Consider the following 20,026-nt stretch of genomic DNA (forward strand, 5'->3'; position numbering starts at 1 on the left):
CTGATCCGACCAACCCGACCCGCATCCAGACTCCCCCCGCCGCCCCGATCCAAAGCGCCTTCATGCTTGAACCAGGTTTGTCAAGGCATCTTTCCAGCCTTGACAAACCTGGTTCAAGCATTGAAATACTTGCGCGACCGGGGCAAGGGATGCGGACCCACCCTGCTCAAGCCCACCCAGCTCAAAACCCCCAACTCAACCAACCCACGACCAAAAACCCTCACCCCTCCGACCGCAAGTACTCCAACTGAGCCTCCACCGACCACTCCGCCGCTCCCCACAACGACCGATCCACATCCGCGTACACAACCTCCACCACCTGCCGAGCCGTAGGCGCCCCACCCAACACCGCCACCGCCTCCCGCACCTGCCCCAACCTCTGCTCCCGGTGCGTCAAATACCGCCGGGCAACTTCCGCCACATCCCCCAACTCGGGCCCATGCCCCGGCAGCCCCACAGTCCCAGCCCCCAACCCAGCCAACCGCTCCAACGAGGCCAGGTAGTCCCCCAACTTCCCATCAGGGTGAGCGACCACGGTCGTCCCCCGCCCCAAGATCGAGTCCCCGGTCAACACCACCGTCGCCCCGTCGAACTCCACCGCCAAGCACACCGAGTCCGCCGTATGCCCAGGCGTAGCCAACACCTGCACCTTCAACCCAGCCGCCGACACGACCTCCCCATCCCCCAGCGCCCCACCCCCACGACACAACTCCGGATCAAACGCCCGAGTAGGCGCCCCCACCAGTTCAGCGAACCGCTGCGCCCCCTCCGCATGATCGGGATGCCCATGCGTGATCAACACCGCCGCAACAGGCCCACAAGCGGCCACCCGCGTCAAATGCGCTTCGTCGAACGGCCCCGGATCGACCACCACGCACGACACCGAGTCCGGCGACCGCAGCAGCCACGTGTTCGTCCCGTCCAAGGTCATGATCGACGGGTTGTGGGCGAGCATCACCGAGGCGATCGGGGTGACCTTGCGGAGCACGCCGTAGGCCGGGTGCTGGGCGTGGTCACCGATCGCGGGAAACCGGCTCATCGTCGTCCCACCTCACTGTCGGCCGTCGGGTACTCGGGGTCGCCCGGCAGGACGACGTGCAGTTCGCCACCACGTCGGACCACCCTGGGGATGATCTTCTCGACCGTGCGGTCCGCGGCCATCACGTCCGCGACGCTGTCGAACTCGTCCAGGTCCGCCAACGTCATCCACGTCGGCGGCATCAGCCCGCGCCGTCCTTCCCGCCAGTCCGCGATGGCGTCGGCGGGGGTCTGCCAGAGGGCGTCGGACGCCTCGCTCGTCACGTCGTCGGCCCGCTGCCCCTCCGGCAGCACGGCGACGAAGAAGCGGGTGTCGTAGCGGCGGGGCTCCTCGATCGGCGTCACCCAGTGGGCCCACGGGCGTAGGAGGTCCGCGCGGAGCACGAGTCCCGCTTCGGACAGGAACTGCGCCAACGACAGTTCGCGCTTCTCCAACGCCTTGCGCGCGTCGTGGAACGGTCGGGTGTCGGCGACGACGCTGGTCTCGTCGGGGCCTGCCAGCAGCACACCGGACTCCTCGAACGTCTCTCGGACGGCCGCGCACACCAGTGCCGTGGCGAGCGCGGGACCGCAGTCGAAGCAGCGGCCCCACCAGGCCGGGTCGGGGCCGGTCCACGCGACCGAGGTGTCGGAGTCCCGGCGGTCCACGCCGCCGCCGGGGAACACGGTCATGCCGCCCGCGAAGGCCATGCCGGTGACCCGGCGCTGGAGGAACACCTCCGGCCTGGTCGCGGTGTCGCGGATCAGCACGACGGTCGCGGCGTCCCTCGGCACGACCGGGGTCGCCGGTGGCTCATCGGGCACCATTCCTTCGGGCAGCACCATTTCCGCGGGGAGTTCGCGCATGCCGCCGAGCCTACTTCCGGGCACCGGGCAGGATGGGCCGATGGTCTCCGACTCCCGTCCACTGGTCACCGGCTGCCTGGTCAAGATCCTGGTGATGATGCTCGGCGCGATCCTCGGCACGGTGCTGACGGTCGTCGCCGGGGTGGTCCTGTTCATCCCCGACCGCACGACGGTGCACTCCAAGCCGCAGTCGGCGCAGGGGCCGGGCGTGTTCGTGAAGGAGGTCGACAGCTTCGTGGGCTCGCCGAGCTACGAGGTGTGGATCGGCCCGGACGAGTCGCGCGGCTTCGTGGTCCCGATCCCGCGCGGGTGGGACAGCAACCCCGACGCGGTGTTCGGCGACGGCGGCACGCGGCTGCGCTTCGACAACGGCGCGGAGGTGTTCGTCCCCGAGTCCTCGTACTCGGGGGGTCGCTGAGAGGCAGGATGGGCGGCGTGGAAGAACAACTGCGCGTAGGACTCGTCGGCGCCGGACCGTGGGCGACCACGGTGCACGCGCCGGGCATCGCCGACCACCCCGGCACCCGCCTCGCCTCGGTGTGGGCCCGCAAGCCGGAGGCAGCCGCCGAACTGGCGGCCACCCACGGCGCGGAGGTGGCGTCCACTCCGGACGACCTGCTGTCCACCGTGGACGCCGTGGCGTTCGCCGTGCCGCCGGAGGTGCAGGCGGACATCGCCGCGAAGGCCGCCGCGCTGGGGAAGCACCTCATCCTGGAGAAGCCGATCGCGTCCACCGTGGACGATGCCGAACGCCTGGCCGACGCCGTCGAGCGGGCCGGGGTCGCGTCGCTGGTGCTGCTGACCCGCCGCTACGCCCCGGAGACCAAGGAGCTGCTGACCCAGCTGCACCGCACCGGCTCGTGGTCCGGCGCGGACGCGCAGTGGCTGTCCGGCTCGCTGCTGACCGGCCCGTACTCGCACTCGCCGTGGCGGCACGAGCGCGGCGCGCTGCACGACCTCGGCCCGCACGTGTTCGACCTGCTCGACATCTCGCTCGGCCGGATCACCGACGTGCTCGCCGCGCACGTGTCCGACGCAGGCCTCTGGCGCCTGGTGTTCGCGCACGAGGGCGGCGCGACCAGTTCGGCGACGCTGTCCATGAGCCTCCCGTTGCAGCCGTCGGTCGCCGAGCTGACCGTCTACGGCGAGCACGGCTACCGCAGGCTCGCCACCTCCGGCACGTCCGCGCGGGACTGCTACACGCTCCTGCTGGACGACTTCGTCGCCATGGTCCACAGCGGCACCACCGAGCACCCGCTGGACGTCCGGCGCGGCCTGCACCTCCAGCGGATCATCGCGCTGGCTGGTGAGCGGGCGGGCAGGTGACGATCCACGCCTTCCACGTCGACCCGGAAACCCTCCACGAGATCCCCGACCACCCCGCGGAACTCGCCGCTTGGCTCGACCGGCAGTCCCCCGACGACCACGAGTCGTGGACCGCGGCAGGCGTGGCGGCCCGCCTGCTGCGCCGCCTCGACCAGGCCGAACACGCCCTGGCCACGGCGTTGGCGCTGAACCCGACCGTCGCGGCCCGCCTCCGGCACGCCCACGTGCTCCAGTGGCAGGGCAGGTTCACCGAGGCCGTCCCCGAGTTCGACCGCTGCGTCGCCGAGGCGGACGACGACGTCCGGCACTTCGCCCACCAGCACGCGGGCAAGTGCCACTACGACCAGGGCCGCTGGGACCTCGCGCTGACCCACTTCCGGGAGGCCCTGCGCCTCCGTTCGACCGCGCCCCTGATCACCTCGGCCGTGGACGCCGCCGACGCCTGCCTCACCGCAGCCACGATCGCCCCCGAACTGCACCGCCTGGTCCCGGCCGTGCACCGCGCCTCCGGCCCACGAGCCGTCGCCGTGGTCACCGACGGCCCACCCCGCCTAGGCCTGCTCGCCGAGATGGCGAGCCTCCTGGCCACCGGCCCGGTCCCGCGCCAGGTGATCCGCGACCTCAACCGCTACGCGCCCACCCTCGACACCGCACTCACCGCGCTGGCCACCGACGGCTGGCTCATCCTCACCGCCGACACCATCACCGCCACCCCTCGCTGCCACCCACTCCTGGCCCTGCTCAACGACGTCCACGCCACCACCGCGGCAACCCTCTGGCCCACCCCACCACTCCTCCCGGTGTGGCCGGACCACCCCCTGACCAGCGCGATCACCGCCGACACACCCGCCGCCCGCCTGTTCGACCAGCTCCGCGCCCTCCGCCACGACCGCGCAGACGCCCACGCCACCGCCTGGCAAGCGGAAGGCCTCACCATCCCCGAACTCCAGGCCCTCCCCCCGGACTCCCCGCTCCGCACGCGAATCGAGACGACCACCGACCGGATCGCCTCAAGGCCGTACCGCAAGATCGACGCCGAATCCCGCGCCCACTTGATCGACAACGTGCGCGCCCTGCCGGAAAAATCACCAGACATGCCCTGAGCAGCACATTCCCCACAGTTTTTGGTGGAACAAACGTGCCAAAACCTGGATTGACGATCTTGTCGTACCCCACCGCTACGCTGGAATTCGGGGGGATCCCCACGCGCGCGCGAGGGATGGACCCCCGAATTCCACGCTAGCTGGAAGGTCCGACATTTTTGCCGAGCCGAGCGAGGAAGTGATCTCCAGTGAAGTTGGGGAACACTGGAGATCATTCGTCGGGAAACGAATTGAGCATTGCTCGCATTCTTGCTTGGCGGTGAGGTTGGCCGGACGGTCACGCTCGGTGAACATCGGTTCGAGGCAAGGGGTCGCGGGGCGGGGTCCGGCGCATCGCCGGATTGCGACGGAGCGTGATCGGTAAGCGAGGGTGGGCCGCGATGCGGGGAGGGTTGGGCGGCGGCGGAGAGGGCCGTCGAGGGGCCTGTTGGGGGCGAGCTGAAGTCGGGCATTGGTTGGCACGTATGGGCCAAAGGACCGTTCGTATGCCAGGCGACTCCGCCTCGGTGGCAAGCACGGAGGCTTCCCCAGGGCCTCAGACGGGGCTCGCGAGAAGTTGAGGGGAGCTGGCGAGAACCCTCAGAGCAGCCCGAGAGTGCATCAGAAGCCCAGGGGCAGGCCGGAGAGCGACCGCCAGCCCCAGAGGTGCCCGAAGTGCAGCTCGAAGTGCCTGCGGGAACCCAGAGGGACAGCCCGAAAGCCCGAGAAACCCAGTCGCCCCCTGGAGAAGCCGCGAAACCCGGACAGGCCGCCAGAGCACGGCCACGGAACCCGAAGGCAGCCCGAGAGCCCATGGGAAACCGGACAGCGGCCCAAAGTGCAGCGAGAGAACCAGCCGAGAGCCCGCAGGAACCCTGACAGCCGCCCAAAGTGTGGCAAGCAACCCGGAGGCAGCCCGAGTGCTCAGGGAGACCCCGGACAGCACAACGCCCGGCCTCCCAAGGGAAGACCGGGCGTGTGCGAGGTGATCAGGCCGGGTAGGGCGGGTGGCCGTTGTTCTGTTGTGGGGCGTCGCCGTTGGGCGGTGCTCCCATCCACGCGGGGGGTTGGAAGGAGCCCTGGGTGCCTGAGCGGTCGATCTGCCACTGGCTGGAGTCCTGGGCTTGGCCGGGGACGTCCTCGCGTTGGGCCAACTCCTCGTGGAGTTGTTGCAGCAACGCTCGTTCGCGGTCGCTGAGCTTCGCGTCGGCGGCCGGGATCGCTTCCACGGCGACCTGGCCCGGTGGCAGGCCGTTCGGGTCCGCCAGCGCCGCTTGGAGGGCGGCCAAGTCGTCGGGGCCGAGTTCCATGGTCACCTCGGCGTTGTTGAACACCGCCGGTGGCGTGGTCGGTGGGGTCAGGGCGGGAGGCAACGGGGGCTCGTCGGCCACGTCGACCGGTTCGCGGACGACCCGCTTGACCGGCTTCGGTGGGAACGGCTGGGCGCCCTCGTAGGACTCGACGCGGTTCCGTCTGGTGGTCTCTGAGCCGGTCTCGGGGATTTCCGGCACCGGTGTCGGCTCAACCACCGGTGCCAGGTCCCGAACGTCTTCGGGACCGTCGAACCAGGCCCCGGACTCGTCGCGGTGGCCGCCACCACCTGCCGAGGAGCTGAACTTCACCTCGCGGGCCGTGGTGACGGCCGCCGCGTGGTAGTCGCTGAGCTGGGTGGCCGGGCGGAGGACTTCGACGGCGGCGCTCACGCCGGCGCGGCGCAGGGCCCGGTCGATCCGGTAGGCCGTGGCGGGCGCGTAGCCCTGCGGGCCGATGTCGACCAGGACCAGGCGTTGCGGCAGCGGTCCCGGCGAGGCGCCCGCGGGTGTGGAGCGCCAGACGCACATGACCGAGCGGATGTCGGGGAGGCTGGTGACGACCTTCGTCAACGCCTCCGCGATGCCGCCGACCGGGTCCGACTCGGCCGAGAAGCGGTGCCTCGGCACGGGCAGGGTGTCGACCGCGTTGAGCAGGTCGGCGAGGGTGCGCGACGAGTTGAGCTCGTCGAGCAGGTCGCTGATCTGGCCGCGTTCGGCGTCGGTGACCGCGATCCGGCCCGCGAGCAGGCAGCCCACGACCAGTTCCACGGCTCGATCCGGTTCCGCGACCGCCAGCAGCTCCCGAGCCTGGGACAGCGCGTCGTCATCGACGCGACCGGCCAGTGCCAACAGGAGATCGTGCAGCCGGACGGGCAGTTCCACGTCGGTCGCCACGCCTGTTCTCCTTCCGGCCCGCCGATCGACGAGCGCTACACGGGCACCAGGTGCCCGTCGACTTCGGCTCCGGTGCAGATCGGTTCCGAAGCCGCCAGTGCCGCCTGGTGGTAGGACGGCAGTTCCATTCCGAGCGGTACGACCTCCACGCACGGGTCGTGTTCACCCAGTGCGCGCAGCACCCGCTGCACCTCGCCCGTCAGGCGGGCGTGGCCGGTGGTCGCGGCGATCAGGACGATTCGCCTGGCCACCTGGTCCTCGCCGCCCTGCCGCCAGCTGGTCCGGACTTCCCCGACCCCCTGGCGGCCGCGCAGCGTGGCACCGAGCACCGCGGTCGCGGAATCACCCATCGACACACGATCGGGTGATTCTGCTGTGAAGGTGTAGCCGGATTCGGAGAGTTCGTCCACCCCTTCGACGGAACTCAGCATCGCCCGATCGGCCCCGTTCGACAGCACGGCGTCGGCGAGCAGGTTCATCTCGAGGTCCGTCAGACCGATCCGGTCGTGCAGCAAAGCGCGCGGTAGGGCGCGTGCGAGGACCACCACGGCGTCGGTCGCGGCCCAGTCGCGGAAGCGCCAGAGGATGTCGTCCGGCAGCCGTCCGGCCAGCCGGAGGAGCAGTTCGTGGCACGCCCACTCGGTGTCCGACATCTCACATCACGCCTTTCGCGACTCAGCTGACTTCGACGACCAGTTCGACCTCGACGGGCGCTCCGAGCGGCAGCTCGGCCACGCCGACGGCGGACCGGGCGTGCACGCCCGCGTCGCCGAAGACCTCGCCGAGCAGCTCGGACGTGCCGTTGACCACGGCGGGCTGGCCCGTGAAGCCCTCGGCGGACGCCACGAAGCCGACGACCTTGACGATCCGCACGACGTTGTCGATGCCGACCAGCGCGTGGACAGCGGCGAGGGCGTTGAGGCCGCTCGTGCGGGCGTGCTGCTTGGCTTCTTCGGGGCTGACGTCGGCGCCGACCTTGCCGGTCGCGGCGAGGACGCCGTCGACGAACGGCAGCTGGCCGGACGTGTAGACGTACGAGCCGGTGCGCACGGCGGGCACGTACGCCGCCAGCGGGGCGGCGACGGCGGGCAGCTCGATGCCCAGCTCGGCCAGCCTCTTCGACCAGGTCGTCATGCCTTCGCCCTCTTCAGGTACGCGACGTGCTGTTCACCGGTCGGGTTCGGGATCACGGTGACCAGTTCCCAGCCATCGGCGCCCCACTGGTCCAGGATCGCCTTGGTGGCGTGGATCAGCAGCGGGACCGTGGCGTACTCCCACTTAGTCATGGCGGGGAGCCTAGCCGTCCGGCGGGCGGGTGAAGACCCTGCCCGGAACGGCTACCCGCAGCTACCTTGATCTCATGGAAACGTGGCGCGCGGTAGCCACCGGCCTGTTCGTCCTCGGGGGTCTCGTGATGGTGCTGGTCGCCATGGCGCAGGTGCGCGACCGCAAGCGGACGTCGCACGCCGAGGTGGTGCGGGCGGGTGTGGTCGGGCTGGCCGTGGTGGCGGTGATCGCGACGGCGATCGCGTTCTGGCTGCCGTCGGTGGTCACGTGGGGTGTCGTCGCGGCCACGGCGATGGCGGTGTTCTTCATCACCATGATGGACTGACCAACGCGCTGGAGCACGCGCGTTTAGGCTGACCAGGTGGCATCCCCCGCGACTGGTTGGACCCAGGAACTGACCCGAGCACGGCTGCACGTCGTCACCGGCAAGGGCGGTACCGGGAAGACGACGGCGGCCGCGGCGCTGGCCTTGGCGTTGGCGACCGGCGGTCGTCGGGTGCTGCTGGTGGAGGTCGAGGGGCGGCAGGGCATCGCCCAGCTCTTCGACCGGCCGCCGCTGCCGTACTCGGAGGAGCGGATCGCGTCGGCTCCCGGCGGGGGCGAGGTGCGGGCGCTGGCCGTCGACCCGGAGGCCGCGCTGCTCGAGTACCTGGACATGTTCTACAACCTGGGTTTCGCCGGTCGGACGCTGCGCAAGATGGGCGCGATCGAGTTCGCCACGACGTTGGCGCCGGGGCTGCGGGACGTGCTGCTGACCGGCAAGGTCAAGGAGTGCGTGCGGCGCACCGGGCCGTCCGGGCGGCACGAGTACGACGCCGTCGTGCTGGACGCCCCGCCGACCGGCCGGGTGGTGCAGTTCCTCGACGTCACGAAGGCGATGGCGGACCTGGCGAAGGTCGGCCCGATCAAGGGCCAGAGCGACGGCGTCGTGAAGCTGCTGCACTCCGGGGACACCGCGGTGCACCTGGTCACGCTGCTGGAGGAGATGCCGGTCCGGGAGACGCTGGACGCCGTGGCCGAGCTGGACGGCGCGGACCTGCGACCGGGGATCGTGCTGGTCAACCGGGTGCGGCCGCCCCGGCTGCCCGCCAGGTCCGTGGTCGCCGCCGCGGGCGGGCGGGTGGACGCGAGCCGCGTGCGCTCGGGGCTGGAGGCGGCCGGGCTGGACCTGGACGCGGAGACGATCGACGGGCTGGTCGAGGAGACCGTGGAGCACGCCATCAGGGTCACGATGGAGCTGGGCGCGAAGGTGAAGCTCGCGGAGTCGGACCTGCCGTCGGTGGAGCTCCCCGAGCTCACCGACGGCGTGGACCTCGCCGCGCTCTACGAACTGGCCGAGCTGCTGGTGGAGCGGGGTGTGCGGTGAGGCCACCGTTGCTGGACGTCGACGCGCTGATCGACGACCCGGAGACGCGGGTGCTGGTGTGCTGCGGCTCGGGCGGGGTCGGCAAGACGACCACGGCCGCGGCGATCGCGGTGCGCGCGGCCGAACGCGGTCGGCGGACGGTCGTGCTGACGATCGACCCCGCGCGGCGGCTCGCGCAGTCCCTCGGCCTGCGGGAACTCGACAACAGCCCGCGCGAGGTGCAGACCGAGGGCTTCGAGCCCAAGGGCGAGCTGCACGCGATGATGCTGGACATGCGCCGGACGTTCGACGACATGGTGCTGGCCCACGCGGGCCGCGACCGGGCCGAGGCGATCCTGGCGAACCCCTTCTACCAGACCATCTCCACGTCGTTCTCCGGCACGCAGGAGTACATGGCGATGGAGAAGCTGGGCCAGCTCGTGGCCGACGGCGGGTGGGACCTGATCGTCGTGGACACGCCGCCGAGCCGGTCCGCGCTGGACTTCCTGGACGCGCCGCAGCGCCTGTCGACCGTGTTGGACGGCAGGCTGATCCGGATGCTGTCCGCGCCGGCCCGCGCGGGCGGCCGGGGCATCCGGAAGATCGTCGGCGCCGGGTTCGGCCTGTTCACCAAGGCCGTGTCGACGATCGTCGGCGGGCAGTTGTTGCAGGACGCGTCGACGTTCGTGCAGGCGTTCGACAGCATGTTCGGCGGCTTCCGGCAGCGCGCGCAGAAGACCTACGAGCTGCTCCGCTCGCCGGGCACCGGCTTCCTCGTCATCGCGGCGGCCGAACCGGACGCGCTGCGCGAGGCCAGCTACTTCGTGGAGCGGTTGAGCGAGGAGAAGATGCCGCTGATCGGCCTCGTCGCCAACCGCACGCACCCCGTGCTGGCCGAGCTGTCCGCCACGAAGGCGGAAGCCGCGGCCGACGGCCTGGAACGCGCCGGTGACGCGCCCTTGGCCGCTGCCGTGCTCCGCCTCCACGCGGACCGCGTGGCCGTCGCCGACCGGGAGAAGCGCCTGATCGCGCGCTTCACCAAAGCCCACCCCGGCGTGGCGCTGGTCGGCGTGCCCGCGCTGCCGACCGACGTGCACGACCTGGATGGTCTGCACGAGATCGGGCGCAGGCTCGCCGGTGAGTGACCCGGTGGGCCGCTAGCCCACCCTCACGTCAACGTCCACGTCGACGAAGTGCTCCTGACGCGCCGTGTCCAGCAGTTCGTGCCAGGACGTGACGTCCGGCCTCCGCCGCAACAACGCCCGCCGCTCACGCTCCGTCATGCCACCCCAGACGCCGAACTCGATCCGGTTGTCCAGGGCTTCGGCCAGACATTCCGTCCTGACCGGGCATCCGAGGCACACCAATTTCGCCTTGCGCTGCTCCGCACCGCGGACGAAGAGCTGGTCCGGCTCTTCCTCACGGCACGACGCATTGATTCGCCAATCCCCCTGGTCCATAACCCCCACCTCGTTTGAGCTGTCCAAACTCCGAAATCCGCCACACCCCTGCCGCGGATGCCGTAGGGTCACCACGTGAGCGGTGCACCGTCGGCGCCTTACTTGGACGTTGACGAACTCTAGGTGCTTCCGGTTCCACCTCCAACCCTGGGTAACGCACCTGTTATCTGTCTTGAGTACGTCTACTCATCCTGTGTAATCAGTGTTGCGGGTCACTCTCACCCGTTCAGGTGCCGCGTACGCTGGCCGCCGTGCGAGTCAGGAACGGCCTGCTGAAGCTGCTCGGCCTGTGTCTGCTTGCCGGCGTTCTCCTGGCCGGCACGCTGTTCCCAGCCGTGGGCGCACTCGGTGTCGTGTCCAACCGAGCCAGCGATACGGTCGACAGCATTTCCGCGGACCTGGTCACCACCGATCCCCCGTTGATCACGACGGTGACGGACAAGGACGGTGCGCCGATCGCGTACCTCTACGACCAGTACAGAGTGCTCACGCCGCCGGACAAGATCTCGCCGACCATGAAGGCCGCGCTGATCTCCGTCGAGGACCGCCGGTTCTACGAGCACCAGGGCGTCGACTGGAAGGGCACCCTGCGCGCGGCCGTGACGAACCAGGTCGGCGGCAGCGTGTCGCAGGGCGCGTCGACCCTGACCCAGCAGTACGTGAAGAACTACCTCGTCCACGTCGTGGCGCGGAACAACAAGGTCGAGCAGCAGAAGGCCCAGGAGCAGACGATCGCGCGCAAGGCCCGCGAGGCGCGCATCTCGATCCAGCTGGAGCGCAAGCTCGGCAAGGACGAGATCCTGGCCCGCTACCTCAACGTGGTGCCGTTCGGCTCGACGATCTACGGCATCGCCGCCGCGTCGCAGGCGTACTTCAACACGACGCCGGACAAGCTGACCGTCCCGCAGGCCGCGGTGCTCGCGGGCATGGTGAACAGCCCGTCCGCGCTGGACCCCGAGGTGTTCCCGGACAAGGCCCTCGAACGCCGCAACAAGGTCATCGACAAGATGGTCGAGAACGACAAGCTGACCCGCGACGCGGGCGAGGCGGCGAAGAAGGAGCCCCTCGGCCTCGCGACGCCCGTGCGCACGCCGCCCAACGGCTGCGTCGGCGCCGGCCCGGAGAACGGCTTCTTCTGCTCGTACGTGATCAACTACCTGGAGAAGAACGGCTTCAGCGAGGAGCAGCTGAAGACCGGCGGCTACACGATCAAGACCACGCTGGACCGCGGCATCACCGAGCAGGCGAAGCAGGCCGCCGAGGCGCAGGTCGCGAAGGACACCGACGGCATCGCCAACGCGATGGCCATCATCCGGCCCGGCTCGGAGAAGCACGAGGTGGTCGCGCTCGTCGCGAACCGCGACTACGGCCTCAAGGCCGACGCCAACCAGACCCAGTTCGACCTGCCCAGCGGCGTGGAGAACAAGTTCGGCGCGGGCTCGATCTACAAGATCTTCACGGCGGCCGCGGCGCTGGAGAAGGGCATGGGCATCGAGAACACGATGGCCACGCCCGCGTCGCACACGTCGAAGGTCTTCAAGGGCGGCGGCGACAAGTGCCCGCCCACCGGCGAGCCGGACACGCGCTGGTACTGCCTGAAGAACTCGTCGACCTCGTACCCGGCGTCGATGACGTTGCAGACGGCGTTGCAGACCTCGCCGAACACCGGCTTCGTCATCCTGGAGGAGCAGCTCGGCATGGACCCCGTCGTCGACATGGCGTCGCGGCTGGGCATGCGGGAGACGATGGCGACGAACATCGCGGGCGTCCGCCCGGACTCCAAGGCCAAGCAGCAGGAGCTGCGGGTCTCGCAGACCGAGTTCTACAAGGGCAACGGCGGCAACGCGTCGTTCACCCTCGGCCCGGCGCCGGTGAGCACGCTGGAGCTGGCGAACGTGGCCGCGACGCTGATCAGCGGCGGCAAGTGGTGCCCGCCGACGCCGCTGCTGGGCGTCGTGGACCGCAACGGCAAGCCCGTGCCGGTCAACGAGCAGCCGTGCGAGCAGGTCGTCGCCGAGCCGCTCGCGAACACCCTCGCGACCGGGTTGAGCAAGGACGACCAGGGCGGCGGCACGGCGGCCGCCGCGGCGGGCCAGTTCAAGTGGACCCGGCCGATGCTCGCCAAGACCGGCACCACCGAGGACTTCAAGTCCGCGGCGTTCGTCGGCGCGACCCCCGACTACGCGGCCTCCGTGCAGACGTTCAACGACGGCGTCGAACCGCGCGGCATCTGCGTCAACGGCGCGCCCCGGCTGTGCGCGAACGGCAACATCTTCGGCGGCACGGTGCCCGCCCGCACGTACTTCGACACGATGACCCGCGTCCTCGGCGACTCACCGGCGTTGCCGCTGCCGCCGACGGACCCGCGCTACCTCAAGGGCGGCAACGAGAGCAAGATCCCCGACGTCGTCGGCCTCAAGGTCAACGACGCCACCAGGAAGCTGGAGGACGCGGGGTACAAGGTCAGCACCCAGGACCGGAACTCCGAGGAGTCCAAGGGCACCGTCGTCAGCCAGACACCGCGCGGCAACGCGCTGAAGGGCGCGGTCGTCACCCTGTTCGTCAGCTCCGGCTACGTCCCACCACCGCAAACCGCCGACCAGCCCCCAGCGACCCAGGACCCGCCACCGGGCCAGGGCCAACCGCCGGGCCAGGGAGACCCACCGGGCCGAGGCGACCCACCACCGGGCGGCATCACGATCCCGACGCAGCCGGGCGGCTGATCCACCGTTCCGCTGCGTCGGCGGGGCCGGTGAACCGCTGCCACGGCGGTCCACGCCACGACGGCACGCACGCTGCGGTGGGCTTCGCTCGGCGATTGCCGATCGCGGCGGACCATCCCCCGCCGCAGTCGACCAGTCGGCGGGCACTTCTCGCCGTGGTGAGCTCGACTGGCGGGCACTTCTTGCGCTGGTCGGGCCGACTGACGGAGGTTTCTCGCTGCGGTCCGCCCGACTGGCGGGCACTTCTCGCCGCGGTCGTTGTCTCGTGGAGGGCTGTGCCTCGCGGCAGGGACTTCGCCGCGGTCGTCCTCGCGGTGGTCAGCCCTCGCCGACAAGAGGTCCCCCGGCCAGGGGGTCCCCTGGATTTCACGTTACGGCAGGGGTCCGACATTTTTCGGCGGTCGGGTGTTGATCAAGCCGCTGCCAGGGGTTTCCCTGGTGGGCCCGGTGGGCGTGCCGGGTCGTGGCGACCGGGAACGTCCGCGGGAAGTCAGCCCGCGAGCTTCGCCTTCACGGCGCCCGCTACTCGGCCGCCGTCGGCGCGGCCCGCGACCTTGGTGTTGACGGCCTTCATGACCTGGCCCATCTGGCGTTGGCCGGGCTGTTCGCCGAGTTGCGCTGCGACCTCGGCGACGGCCTCGTCGACCAGTGCCGCGAGTTCCGCGTCGGCGAGCTGGGCGGGCAGGTAGCTCTCGAGGATGGTGCCCTCGGACTTCTCCAGTTCCGCCTGCTCGGCGCGGCCCGCGCCCGCGAAGGCCTCGGCGGCCTCCTTGCGCTTCTTCACCTCGCGGGTGATCACCTTCAGGACCTCGTCGTCGGAGAGCACGCGCGCGCTCTTGCCCGAGACCTCTTCGTTCGTGATCGCGCTCAACGTCATCCGCAGGGCTCCGGCCTTGACCGTCTCCCGACCCTTGATCGCGGCAGTGAGGTCGTTCTGCAACCGTGTCTTCAGCTCCGCCATGGGGCAGAACGGTACCGGGAACAGGCGATTACGCCTCACCCGATAACGCCCGTAGGCTCGACGGGGTGAACAAGTTCGGCCGCGCCCTGCTCGCCACGACCGCCGTTGGCACCGCCACCCTCGCCTACGCGGCGGGCTTCGAAAGACGTCACTGGACGTTGCGCGAGGCCACCGTGCCGGTGCTCGCGCCGGGCTCGTCGCCGTTGCGGGTGCTGCACATCTCGGACCTGCACATGCTGCCCGGCCAGCGGTCGAAGCAGCGGTGGGTGGCCGCGCTGGACGAGCTGGAACCCGACCTGGTGGTGAACACCGGCGACAACCTCGCGCACATGCAGGCCGTGCCCGCCGTCGTGCGCGCGCTGGGCCCGCTGCTCGCGCGGCCGGGCGTGTTCGTGTTCGGCAGCAACGACTACTTCGCGCCGCGGCCGAAGAACCCGGTCCGCTACCTGCTGCCGTCGGCGAAGACCAAGCGGATCCACGGCATCAACCTGCCGTGGCGCGACCTGCGGGCCGCGATGGTGGAGCGGGGCTGGCTGGACCTCACGCACGTGCGCCGCACGTTCCAGGTCGCGGGCCAGACCGTGTTCGCCGCGGGCCTGGACGACCCGCACCTCAAGCGCGACCGCTACGAGGACATCGCGGGCCCGGTCGACGAGAACGCCGCGCTCCGGCTGGGCGTCACGCACTCCCCCGAACCGCGCGTCCTGGACCCGTTCGCGGCCGACGGCTACGACTTCGTGATGGCGGGCCACACGCACGGCGGCCAGCTCCGCATCCCCGGCTACGGCGCGCTCGTGACGAACTGCGACCTCGACCGCTCCCGCGCTCGCGGCGTGTCCCGCTGGGGCTCGCACATGTGGCTGAACGTCTCCGCCGGCCTGGGCACGTCGCCGTACGCCCCGGTCCGTTTCGCGTGCCCTCCGGAGGCCAGCCTCCTCACCCTCGTCGCGCGTCCTGTCGACGCAGGTCAGAGCACGTCTGGATCACTTAGTGGCACCCGATTCGGAGTAGGCGGGAACGTCCGGTAGAGTTCACCTCGTTCGAACCGGGGTGTGGCGCAGTTTGGTAGCGTGCTTCGTTCGGGACGAAGAGGTCGCAGGTTCAAATCCTGTCACCCCGACGGTTGAACACACAGGCCAGGAACCTTTCACGGGTTCCTGGCCTGTTTTCGTGTCGGCCTCCGAAGGCGTCTGGGGAGCCAACGGGGAGAGCCGCCAGCCCCCTAGGACTTCTTGGGCTCGTCCGGCACGACGACGAGGCTGACGACGCGGCGGACGCGGTCCGCGGTCCGCTCGTTGCCCATGCGGGAGACGACCGCGTGTTCGATCTCCTCGACCATCGCGGCGAACTCCTCCTCCGTCAGCCACACCGCCGCCTGCCGGTAGACCACGCCGTCGTCGGCCGGGTTCGCGGTGTCGTGGGCCAGGTAGCGGTCGAAGTCGCCCATGAGCGACGCGGCGAACGTCGTGTAGGCGCGGCGGTGGTCGTCGCGCGTCATCGCGGCGCGCGCGGCCGGGTCGACGACGGCTTCCTCCTTGCGGACGCGGTAGCTGCGTTCGACGGTGCCGCGCACCCGCTTCTCCTCCACCACCTCCAGCACGCCCGCCTCGGCCAGGACGGCGATGTGGCGGTACATCGTCGCGGGCGCGATGTCGGGCAGGCGTTCGCGCAGTTGCGCGGTGGTCAGCGGGTCCGCGTCGAACAGCGCTTGCAGGACGCGCATCCGGACGGGGTGGAGGAGGAGATCCGCGGTAACCATGGACCAATGTTCTCACATACGATAACGTTCTCACAGGCGATAAAGTTCGCATGATTGAGAACGATGGGGTGGGGACGTGCCGGACGTCGACATGACGGTCATCGCGGAAGTCGGGATTCACCTGGGCGGAACGCTGGTCCTGCCCGAGGGGCCCGGTCCGCACCCGGCCGTCCTGCTGCTGCACGGGTCGGGGCCGCTGGACCGCGACTCGAACACCCGCAAGGCCCGCATGGACCTCGGACCGGCGCTGGCCACCGCGCTCGCCGAGCGCGGGATCGCCTCGCTGCGTTACGACCGGCGCGGCGTCCCGTCCGGCGACTGGCGCGCGTCGGGGTTCGTCGACAACCGGCGGGACGCCGTGGCCGCGCTGCACGCCCTCGCGGACCGGCCGGACATCCGAGCGGAAGCCGTGGGCGTGGTCGGGCACAGCGAGGGGGCCGTGCACGCCATGGCGCTCGGCACCCGGCCGGACGTCGCGGCCGTGGTCCTGCTGGCCGGCTACGCCCGGTCCGGCGAGGCCGCGATGCTCCGGCAGGCCGCGATGATCACCGAAGGCCTTCCACGGCCCCTGAGGACGCCGCTGCGGGCCGTGGTCGCCCGACTGCTGGGGCGGGTGCGGAAGACCCGCACGGACGTCGCACGGGTCCTCGGGATGCCGGTCAACGCCCGGTGGATGCGGGAGATGCTCGACCACGACTCGCGCCAGGACCTGGCGAGGATCCGGGGCTCCGTCCTCGCGGTCACCGGCGACAAGGACGTCCAGGTCGACGCCGCGGACCTGGACGTGGTCCGCGACCTCGTGCCCGGCGAGGTCGAGGTCCACCGGGTCCCCGACCTCACGCACCTGCTGCGCCGCGACCCCGGCCGCCCGTCGCCGCGCTCCTACCCGGCACAACTCCGCCGTCCCGTGGACCCCGACCTGCTCGCGCTGGTCGCGGGCTGGCTGACCACCCGACTCCGCTGACTCCCCTGACCTCCCCGAACTCCCTGAAAGGGATCACCGTGATCACCGAAACCCCTGTCCGTCGGAAGAGCGGCCTCGCCCTGTTCTGGGCCGTCACGTTCACCTGGACGTGGGCGCTCTGGGGCACCGCGATCGCCCTCGGCGGCCCGGCGATGACCTCCCCGACCGTCATCCCGTACCTGCTCGGCGGCTTCGGCCCGGTCGTCGGCGCCATCGCGGTCCGCCTGCGCCGCGGCCGCCGCCACGACCTCGTGCCCACCCACACCGTGCGGCTCCGGCTGAGCGCGCGGCTGCTGTGGGTCGTGCCGCTGCTGGTGCTGGCCGTGGGGACCGTGGTGGCCGCCGCGCTGCTGGCGCAGGCCGCGGGCGGTCCCGCGTTCGACCTGGAGTCGGGCCGGTCCCTGATCGCGACCGTCGGCGGCGTCGCGCCGTTCATCGTCAGCATGCTGATCGGCGGTCCGCTGGCCGAGGAGCCCGGCTGGCGCGGCACGGCCTACCCGCGGCTGCTCGAGTCCATGGGCCGCGTCCAGGCGGGCCTGCTGCTGGGCGCCGCGTGGGCGGTGTGGCACCTGCCGCTGTTCTTCATCCCCGGCACGATCCAGAACGTGATGGGCCTGGTCAGCCTGAGCGGGCTGCTGTTCACGCTGAGCGTCTTCCCGATGGCGCTGCTGACCGGCTACGCCTACGAGCGCGCGGGCGTGGTGGCGGCGATCGCCGTGCACTTCGGCGTGAACACGAGCGTCGCCCTGCTCGGCACGCCGTCACCCGTGACGCAGGCGTTCACGATCGCGGTGCAGGTGTTCGTGGCCACCGTGCTGCTCGCCCTGCACCGCCCCGCCCGTTCCAGCTGAAACGGGCGGGGGGCGGTCGGGAAATGGAGTCCGCAAAAAGCGTTTCGAATGCGAACATTCCATGTCATTCGGCAAGGACGTGAGTGTGATTTGCGTCGCCCTTAGGCGTTGTGCAAATTGCTGGGGTTCAGTCGGCCAGGCGGAACGCGAGTTCCATGTCCCACTTCGCCATGTCCGGCTGCTCGGCCGGGTCGGTGAGGTAGAACTCGAGGCGGGAGCCCCACAGCTCCCCCTCGGGGGACTCGCGCATGTCGAACGTGAGCCCCTGCTCGGCGGCCCACCCCAGCAGGTGCCCGGTGACGTCGATCAGGTCGTCCGGGTGGCCGGTGTGGGACACCTCGACGTACCGGCCCGCGGGCAGCACGCCCGCCTCCACATCGCCCTGACCTGCGATGGGAGTGGCCACGGGGACGCCGACCTCGATCTCCAGGGTGTTCTCCATGTCGATGCGGTCGTACTTGAAGAACGGGGCTCCGGCCGGCTCGACACCCCTCGAGCCGAGCCAGCCGAAGACCTCGCCCAAGCGGTCGGCGATCTGGGGGATCGTCCGCATGGTGACCACACCGCGAATCGCCACGTACGGCTGGTCTTCGCGGTGGGTGATTCTGGGTTCGCTCATGGAGGTCAGACCCGGCTCTGCGCCAAAACTCATCGCCGTTGGCACGATCGGGTGAATAGAGCGAATAACTCTGACTTAGCGTAACGACATTCGGGGCCCTCGCGACAACGAGACATGGCGTCCGCACCAGACGCCGTTCACGTCGGGAGAACCCAACATGAGCATCATCTCCTCGGTCGGCCATGCCCGAAAAACGTGGCTGGCCACCGCGACCACGACGCTGGTGATCATCACGCTGGCCAGCATCGTCGGCCTGCTGACGACGCCGCTGTTCGCGTTCGTCACCGCCGCCGTGGGTGTACTGGTCACGGCGGCGGGGTTCGCGCTGGCTCGCGCCGCGCGCACGATGGACACCATTTTCGCGGAAGAGCTGGACCGTCGCGACTCTCGTGACTCTCGTCCGATCGAGTTGCCGAAGACGGCCGAGCAGTAGATCTTGCTCACGCAGCGCGACGGAGGCGGTGTAGTGAGTGGTCGTCGTTGACAGAGGGGGTGTGGGAGCGCTTCCATGCGGGGGTGTCGCCCCTTGAGAGGTCACCATGAAGCGCTCGCGTGTGGCGACTGCTCTTGGTGTGGCGCTGCTGGGGGCGGCGGTTGTCTCCGGGCCCGTGCAGGCCACTGATCAGCGGTGGCAGGGTGTCTGGCGAGACGACTTCGACGGTGGTCTTGGGGATTGGGTCGTCGATACCGGTACCGGGTATGTGGGTGGTCCTGCTTCTTGGGGGACTGGGGAAGTTCAGACGTACTCGTCGGATGCTGTTGTGCTGGATGGGCGCGGGCATCTGGTGATCACGCCTCGGGTGGATGGGGGTGGGTGGACGTCTGGGCGGGTGGAGACTCGGCGGGCTGACTTCGCTGCCCCTGAGGGTGGGGTGTTGCGGGTCGAAGGTCGGATGCGGATGCCGGATGTGGGTGGGGATTCGGCGTTGGGGTACTGGCCTGCGTTTTGGGGGCTTGGTGGGGCGTTTCGGGGGGACTACTGGAACTGGCCGCAGGTTGGGGAAGTGGACATCGCCGAGAGCGTCAACGGGCTTGATCGGGTTTGGGGGGTGCTGCATTGCGGTGCCTGTGGGGAGCCCGTTGGGGTGGGGTCGGTGGTGGAGTGCGAGTGTCGGTCGGAGTTCCACACTTACCGGTTCGAGTGGGATCGGAGCGGTGGGGGCGGCGGTGGGGCGGATCGGTTGCGGTGGTTCGTTGACGATCGGTTGTTCCACTCGGTGGACGCTGGGGACGTTGGGGATCTTGGGGGGATTCGGGGTGGGATGTTCTTGGTGTTGAACGTTGCTGTGGGGGGTGGGTTTCCGGATGCGCTCGCTGGGGTGAGAACGCCTGCTGGTGGGACGTCGCCTGGGCATCCGATGGTCGTCGACTACGTGTCGGTGGCTGTGAAGGCCGGCCGCTAGCCGCCACTAGCGGTGGGGAGCCCGTCTCGGTCGGATGTCGGCCGGGGCGGGCGGTTTCGTGTTGAGGGTCAACCCCCGATTGCGCCAATTATCCCACCCTTTTTCGTCTTGTCAAGGCTGGAAAGACGCCTTGACAAGACGAAAAAGGGTGGGGG

At 70.0% G+C, this 20,026-nt stretch carries 21 protein-coding genes and 1 tRNA gene; 12 read left to right on the forward strand and 10 right to left on the reverse strand.

Annotated features, from left to right (window positions below):
- Positions 1-220: 220 nt before the first annotated feature.
- Both ACFWW9_RS15580 and ACFWW9_RS15585 read right to left on the reverse strand, forming a co-directional pair.
- Positions 221-1,039: an MBL fold metallo-hydrolase gene (locus ACFWW9_RS15580; protein ID WP_390377052.1), complete on the reverse strand. Its 819-nt coding sequence runs from the start codon at positions 1,037-1,039 to the stop codon at positions 221-223.
- Positions 1,036-1,884, reverse strand: a complete 849-nt coding sequence (locus ACFWW9_RS15585; protein WP_390377055.1) for an NUDIX hydrolase — start codon at positions 1,882-1,884, stop codon at positions 1,036-1,038. Before ACFWW9_RS15585 ends, ACFWW9_RS15580 begins: the two co-directional genes overlap by 4 nt.
- A 40-nt stretch (positions 1,885-1,924) precedes the next feature.
- On the opposite strand from ACFWW9_RS15585, the gene ACFWW9_RS15590 reads away from it, so the two are divergent.
- The 3 genes from ACFWW9_RS15590 to ACFWW9_RS15600 are packed head-to-tail and all read left to right on the forward strand — an operon-like array spanning position 1,925 to position 4,313.
- A complete protein-coding gene (locus ACFWW9_RS15590; RefSeq protein ID WP_390377058.1) occupies positions 1,925-2,302 on the forward strand; it encodes a hypothetical protein in 378 nt (125 codons plus the stop codon).
- A gap of 17 nt (positions 2,303-2,319) precedes the next feature.
- Positions 2,320-3,210, forward strand: a complete 891-nt coding sequence (locus ACFWW9_RS15595) for a Gfo/Idh/MocA family protein (RefSeq protein ID WP_390377061.1) — start codon at positions 2,320-2,322, stop codon at positions 3,208-3,210.
- Positions 3,207-4,313: a tetratricopeptide repeat protein gene (locus ACFWW9_RS15600; protein ID WP_390377064.1), complete on the forward strand. Its 1,107-nt coding sequence runs from the start codon at positions 3,207-3,209 to the stop codon at positions 4,311-4,313. Before ACFWW9_RS15595 ends, ACFWW9_RS15600 begins: the two co-directional genes overlap by 4 nt.
- 968 nt (positions 4,314-5,281) lie before the next feature.
- On the opposite strand, the gene ACFWW9_RS15605 is transcribed toward ACFWW9_RS15600, so the two are convergent.
- From ACFWW9_RS15605 to ACFWW9_RS15620, 4 genes are read right to left on the reverse strand one after another with little or no spacing between them, the layout of a single operon-like run.
- On the reverse strand, positions 5,282-6,499 hold the full coding sequence (locus ACFWW9_RS15605; RefSeq protein ID WP_390377067.1) for a hypothetical protein: 1,218 nt from the start codon (positions 6,497-6,499) through the stop codon (positions 5,282-5,284).
- 35 nt (positions 6,500-6,534) lie between these two features.
- A complete protein-coding gene (locus tag ACFWW9_RS15610; protein WP_390377070.1) occupies positions 6,535-7,152 on the reverse strand; it encodes a hypothetical protein in 618 nt (205 codons plus the stop codon).
- Positions 7,153-7,174: 22 nt separating this feature from the next.
- Positions 7,175-7,633 (reverse strand): RidA family protein, encoded by a 459-nt coding sequence (locus ACFWW9_RS15615; protein WP_390377073.1) that lies wholly within the window; start codon positions 7,631-7,633, stop codon positions 7,175-7,177.
- Positions 7,630-7,785 (reverse strand): hypothetical protein, encoded by a 156-nt coding sequence (locus ACFWW9_RS15620; protein ID WP_390377076.1) that lies wholly within the window; start codon positions 7,783-7,785, stop codon positions 7,630-7,632. The genes ACFWW9_RS15615 and ACFWW9_RS15620 overlap by 4 nt, the downstream gene beginning before the upstream one ends.
- A gap of 74 nt (positions 7,786-7,859) precedes the next feature.
- Between ACFWW9_RS15620 and ACFWW9_RS15625 the strand changes: the two genes are divergently transcribed.
- From ACFWW9_RS15625 to ACFWW9_RS15635, 3 genes are read left to right on the forward strand one after another with little or no spacing between them, the layout of a single operon-like run.
- Positions 7,860-8,111 carry a hypothetical protein gene (locus tag ACFWW9_RS15625; RefSeq protein WP_390377079.1) on the forward strand — a complete coding sequence of 84 codons (252 nt, stop codon included), beginning with the start codon at positions 7,860-7,862 and terminating at the stop codon, positions 8,109-8,111.
- A gap of 36 nt (positions 8,112-8,147) precedes the next feature.
- Entirely contained in the window at positions 8,148-9,152 is a 1,005-nt protein-coding gene (locus ACFWW9_RS15630) for an ArsA-related P-loop ATPase (protein WP_390377083.1), read from the forward strand.
- Positions 9,149-10,276 carry an ArsA family ATPase gene (locus tag ACFWW9_RS15635; RefSeq protein ID WP_390377086.1) on the forward strand — a complete coding sequence of 376 codons (1,128 nt, stop codon included), beginning with the start codon at positions 9,149-9,151 and terminating at the stop codon, positions 10,274-10,276. Before ACFWW9_RS15630 ends, ACFWW9_RS15635 begins: the two co-directional genes overlap by 4 nt.
- 12 nt (positions 10,277-10,288) lie before the next feature.
- On the opposite strand, the gene ACFWW9_RS15640 is transcribed toward ACFWW9_RS15635, so the two are convergent.
- The gene (locus ACFWW9_RS15640) at positions 10,289-10,591 is read right to left on the reverse strand and encodes a WhiB family transcriptional regulator (protein ID WP_259628853.1); all 303 of its coding nucleotides are present in this window, start codon (positions 10,589-10,591) and stop codon (positions 10,289-10,291) included.
- Positions 10,592-10,842: 251 nt separating this feature from the next.
- Between ACFWW9_RS15640 and ACFWW9_RS15645 the strand changes: the two genes are divergently transcribed.
- Positions 10,843-13,314 (forward strand): penicillin-binding protein, encoded by a 2,472-nt coding sequence (locus ACFWW9_RS15645; RefSeq protein WP_390377089.1) that lies wholly within the window; start codon positions 10,843-10,845, stop codon positions 13,312-13,314.
- A 490-nt stretch (positions 13,315-13,804) separates the two neighbouring features.
- On the opposite strand, the gene ACFWW9_RS15650 is transcribed toward ACFWW9_RS15645, so the two are convergent.
- Entirely contained in the window at positions 13,805-14,275 is a 471-nt protein-coding gene (locus ACFWW9_RS15650) for a GatB/YqeY domain-containing protein (protein ID WP_390377092.1), read from the reverse strand.
- 65 nt (positions 14,276-14,340) lie between these two features.
- Between ACFWW9_RS15650 and ACFWW9_RS15655 the strand changes: the two genes are divergently transcribed.
- Together ACFWW9_RS15655 and ACFWW9_RS15660 are read left to right on the forward strand one after the other, a co-directional pair.
- Positions 14,341-15,303 carry a metallophosphoesterase gene (locus ACFWW9_RS15655; protein WP_390377095.1) on the forward strand — a complete coding sequence of 321 codons (963 nt, stop codon included), beginning with the start codon at positions 14,341-14,343 and terminating at the stop codon, positions 15,301-15,303.
- 18 nt (positions 15,304-15,321) lie between these two features.
- Positions 15,322-15,395 (forward strand) — tRNA-Pro (locus tag ACFWW9_RS15660).
- 102 nt (positions 15,396-15,497) lie between these two features.
- Here ACFWW9_RS15660 and ACFWW9_RS15665 read toward each other — a convergent pair.
- Entirely contained in the window at positions 15,498-16,034 is a 537-nt protein-coding gene (locus ACFWW9_RS15665) for a helix-turn-helix domain-containing protein (protein ID WP_390377098.1), read from the reverse strand.
- Positions 16,035-16,110: 76 nt separating this feature from the next.
- Between ACFWW9_RS15665 and ACFWW9_RS15670 the strand changes: the two genes are divergently transcribed.
- Both ACFWW9_RS15670 and ACFWW9_RS15675 read left to right on the forward strand, forming a co-directional pair.
- Positions 16,111-16,998 (forward strand): alpha/beta hydrolase, encoded by an 888-nt coding sequence (locus ACFWW9_RS15670; RefSeq protein ID WP_390377101.1) that lies wholly within the window; start codon positions 16,111-16,113, stop codon positions 16,996-16,998.
- A 38-nt stretch (positions 16,999-17,036) separates the two neighbouring features.
- Positions 17,037-17,849, forward strand: a complete 813-nt coding sequence (locus ACFWW9_RS15675) for a CPBP family intramembrane glutamic endopeptidase (protein WP_390377104.1) — start codon at positions 17,037-17,039, stop codon at positions 17,847-17,849.
- A 127-nt stretch (positions 17,850-17,976) separates the two neighbouring features.
- Here ACFWW9_RS15675 and ACFWW9_RS15680 read toward each other — a convergent pair whose 3' ends face one another.
- Positions 17,977-18,468, reverse strand: coding sequence for a GyrI-like domain-containing protein (locus tag ACFWW9_RS15680; protein ID WP_390377107.1), 492 nt, complete (start codon positions 18,466-18,468; stop codon positions 17,977-17,979).
- 157 nt (positions 18,469-18,625) lie between these two features.
- On the opposite strand from ACFWW9_RS15680, the gene ACFWW9_RS15685 reads away from it, so the two are divergent.
- Positions 18,626-18,901 carry a hypothetical protein gene (locus ACFWW9_RS15685; protein ID WP_390377110.1) on the forward strand — a complete coding sequence of 92 codons (276 nt, stop codon included), beginning with the start codon at positions 18,626-18,628 and terminating at the stop codon, positions 18,899-18,901.
- Positions 18,902-20,026 lie beyond the last annotated feature (1,125 nt).

The sequence above is a fragment of the Umezawaea sp. NPDC059074 genome (assembly GCF_042738955.1).
In the GTDB taxonomy this organism is placed as follows: domain Bacteria; phylum Actinomycetota; class Actinomycetes; order Mycobacteriales; family Pseudonocardiaceae; genus Umezawaea.

Bases quoted from the DNA above. Each gene is read 5' to 3' on its own strand.
- ACFWW9_RS15615 (WP_390377073.1), bottom strand. From the start codon at position 7,633: ATGACGACCTGGTCGAAGAGGCTGGCCGAGCTGGGCATCGAGCTGCCC.
- ACFWW9_RS15625 (WP_390377079.1), top strand. From the start codon at position 7,860: ATGGAAACGTGGCGCGCGGTAGCCACCGGCCTGTTCGTCCTCGGGGGT.
- ACFWW9_RS15620 (WP_390377076.1), bottom strand. From the start codon at position 7,785: ATGACTAAGTGGGAGTACGCCACGGTCCCGCTGCTGATCCACGCCACC.
- ACFWW9_RS15590 (WP_390377058.1), top strand. From the start codon at position 1,925: ATGGTCTCCGACTCCCGTCCACTGGTCACCGGCTGCCTGGTCAAGATC.
- ACFWW9_RS15685 (WP_390377110.1), top strand. From the start codon at position 18,626: ATGAGCATCATCTCCTCGGTCGGCCATGCCCGAAAAACGTGGCTGGCC.
- ACFWW9_RS15585 (WP_390377055.1), bottom strand. From the start codon at position 1,884: ATGCGCGAACTCCCCGCGGAAATGGTGCTGCCCGAAGGAATGGTGCCC.
- ACFWW9_RS15665 (WP_390377098.1), bottom strand. From the start codon at position 16,034: ATGGTTACCGCGGATCTCCTCCTCCACCCCGTCCGGATGCGCGTCCTG.
- ACFWW9_RS15580 (WP_390377052.1), bottom strand. From the start codon at position 1,039: ATGAGCCGGTTTCCCGCGATCGGTGACCACGCCCAGCACCCGGCCTAC.
- ACFWW9_RS15640 (WP_259628853.1), bottom strand. From the start codon at position 10,591: ATGGACCAGGGGGATTGGCGAATCAATGCGTCGTGCCGTGAGGAAGAG.
- ACFWW9_RS15650 (WP_390377092.1), bottom strand. From the start codon at position 14,275: ATGGCGGAGCTGAAGACACGGTTGCAGAACGACCTCACTGCCGCGATC.
- ACFWW9_RS15610 (WP_390377070.1), bottom strand. From the start codon at position 7,152: ATGTCGGACACCGAGTGGGCGTGCCACGAACTGCTCCTCCGGCTGGCC.
- ACFWW9_RS15680 (WP_390377107.1), bottom strand. From the start codon at position 18,468: ATGAGCGAACCCAGAATCACCCACCGCGAAGACCAGCCGTACGTGGCG.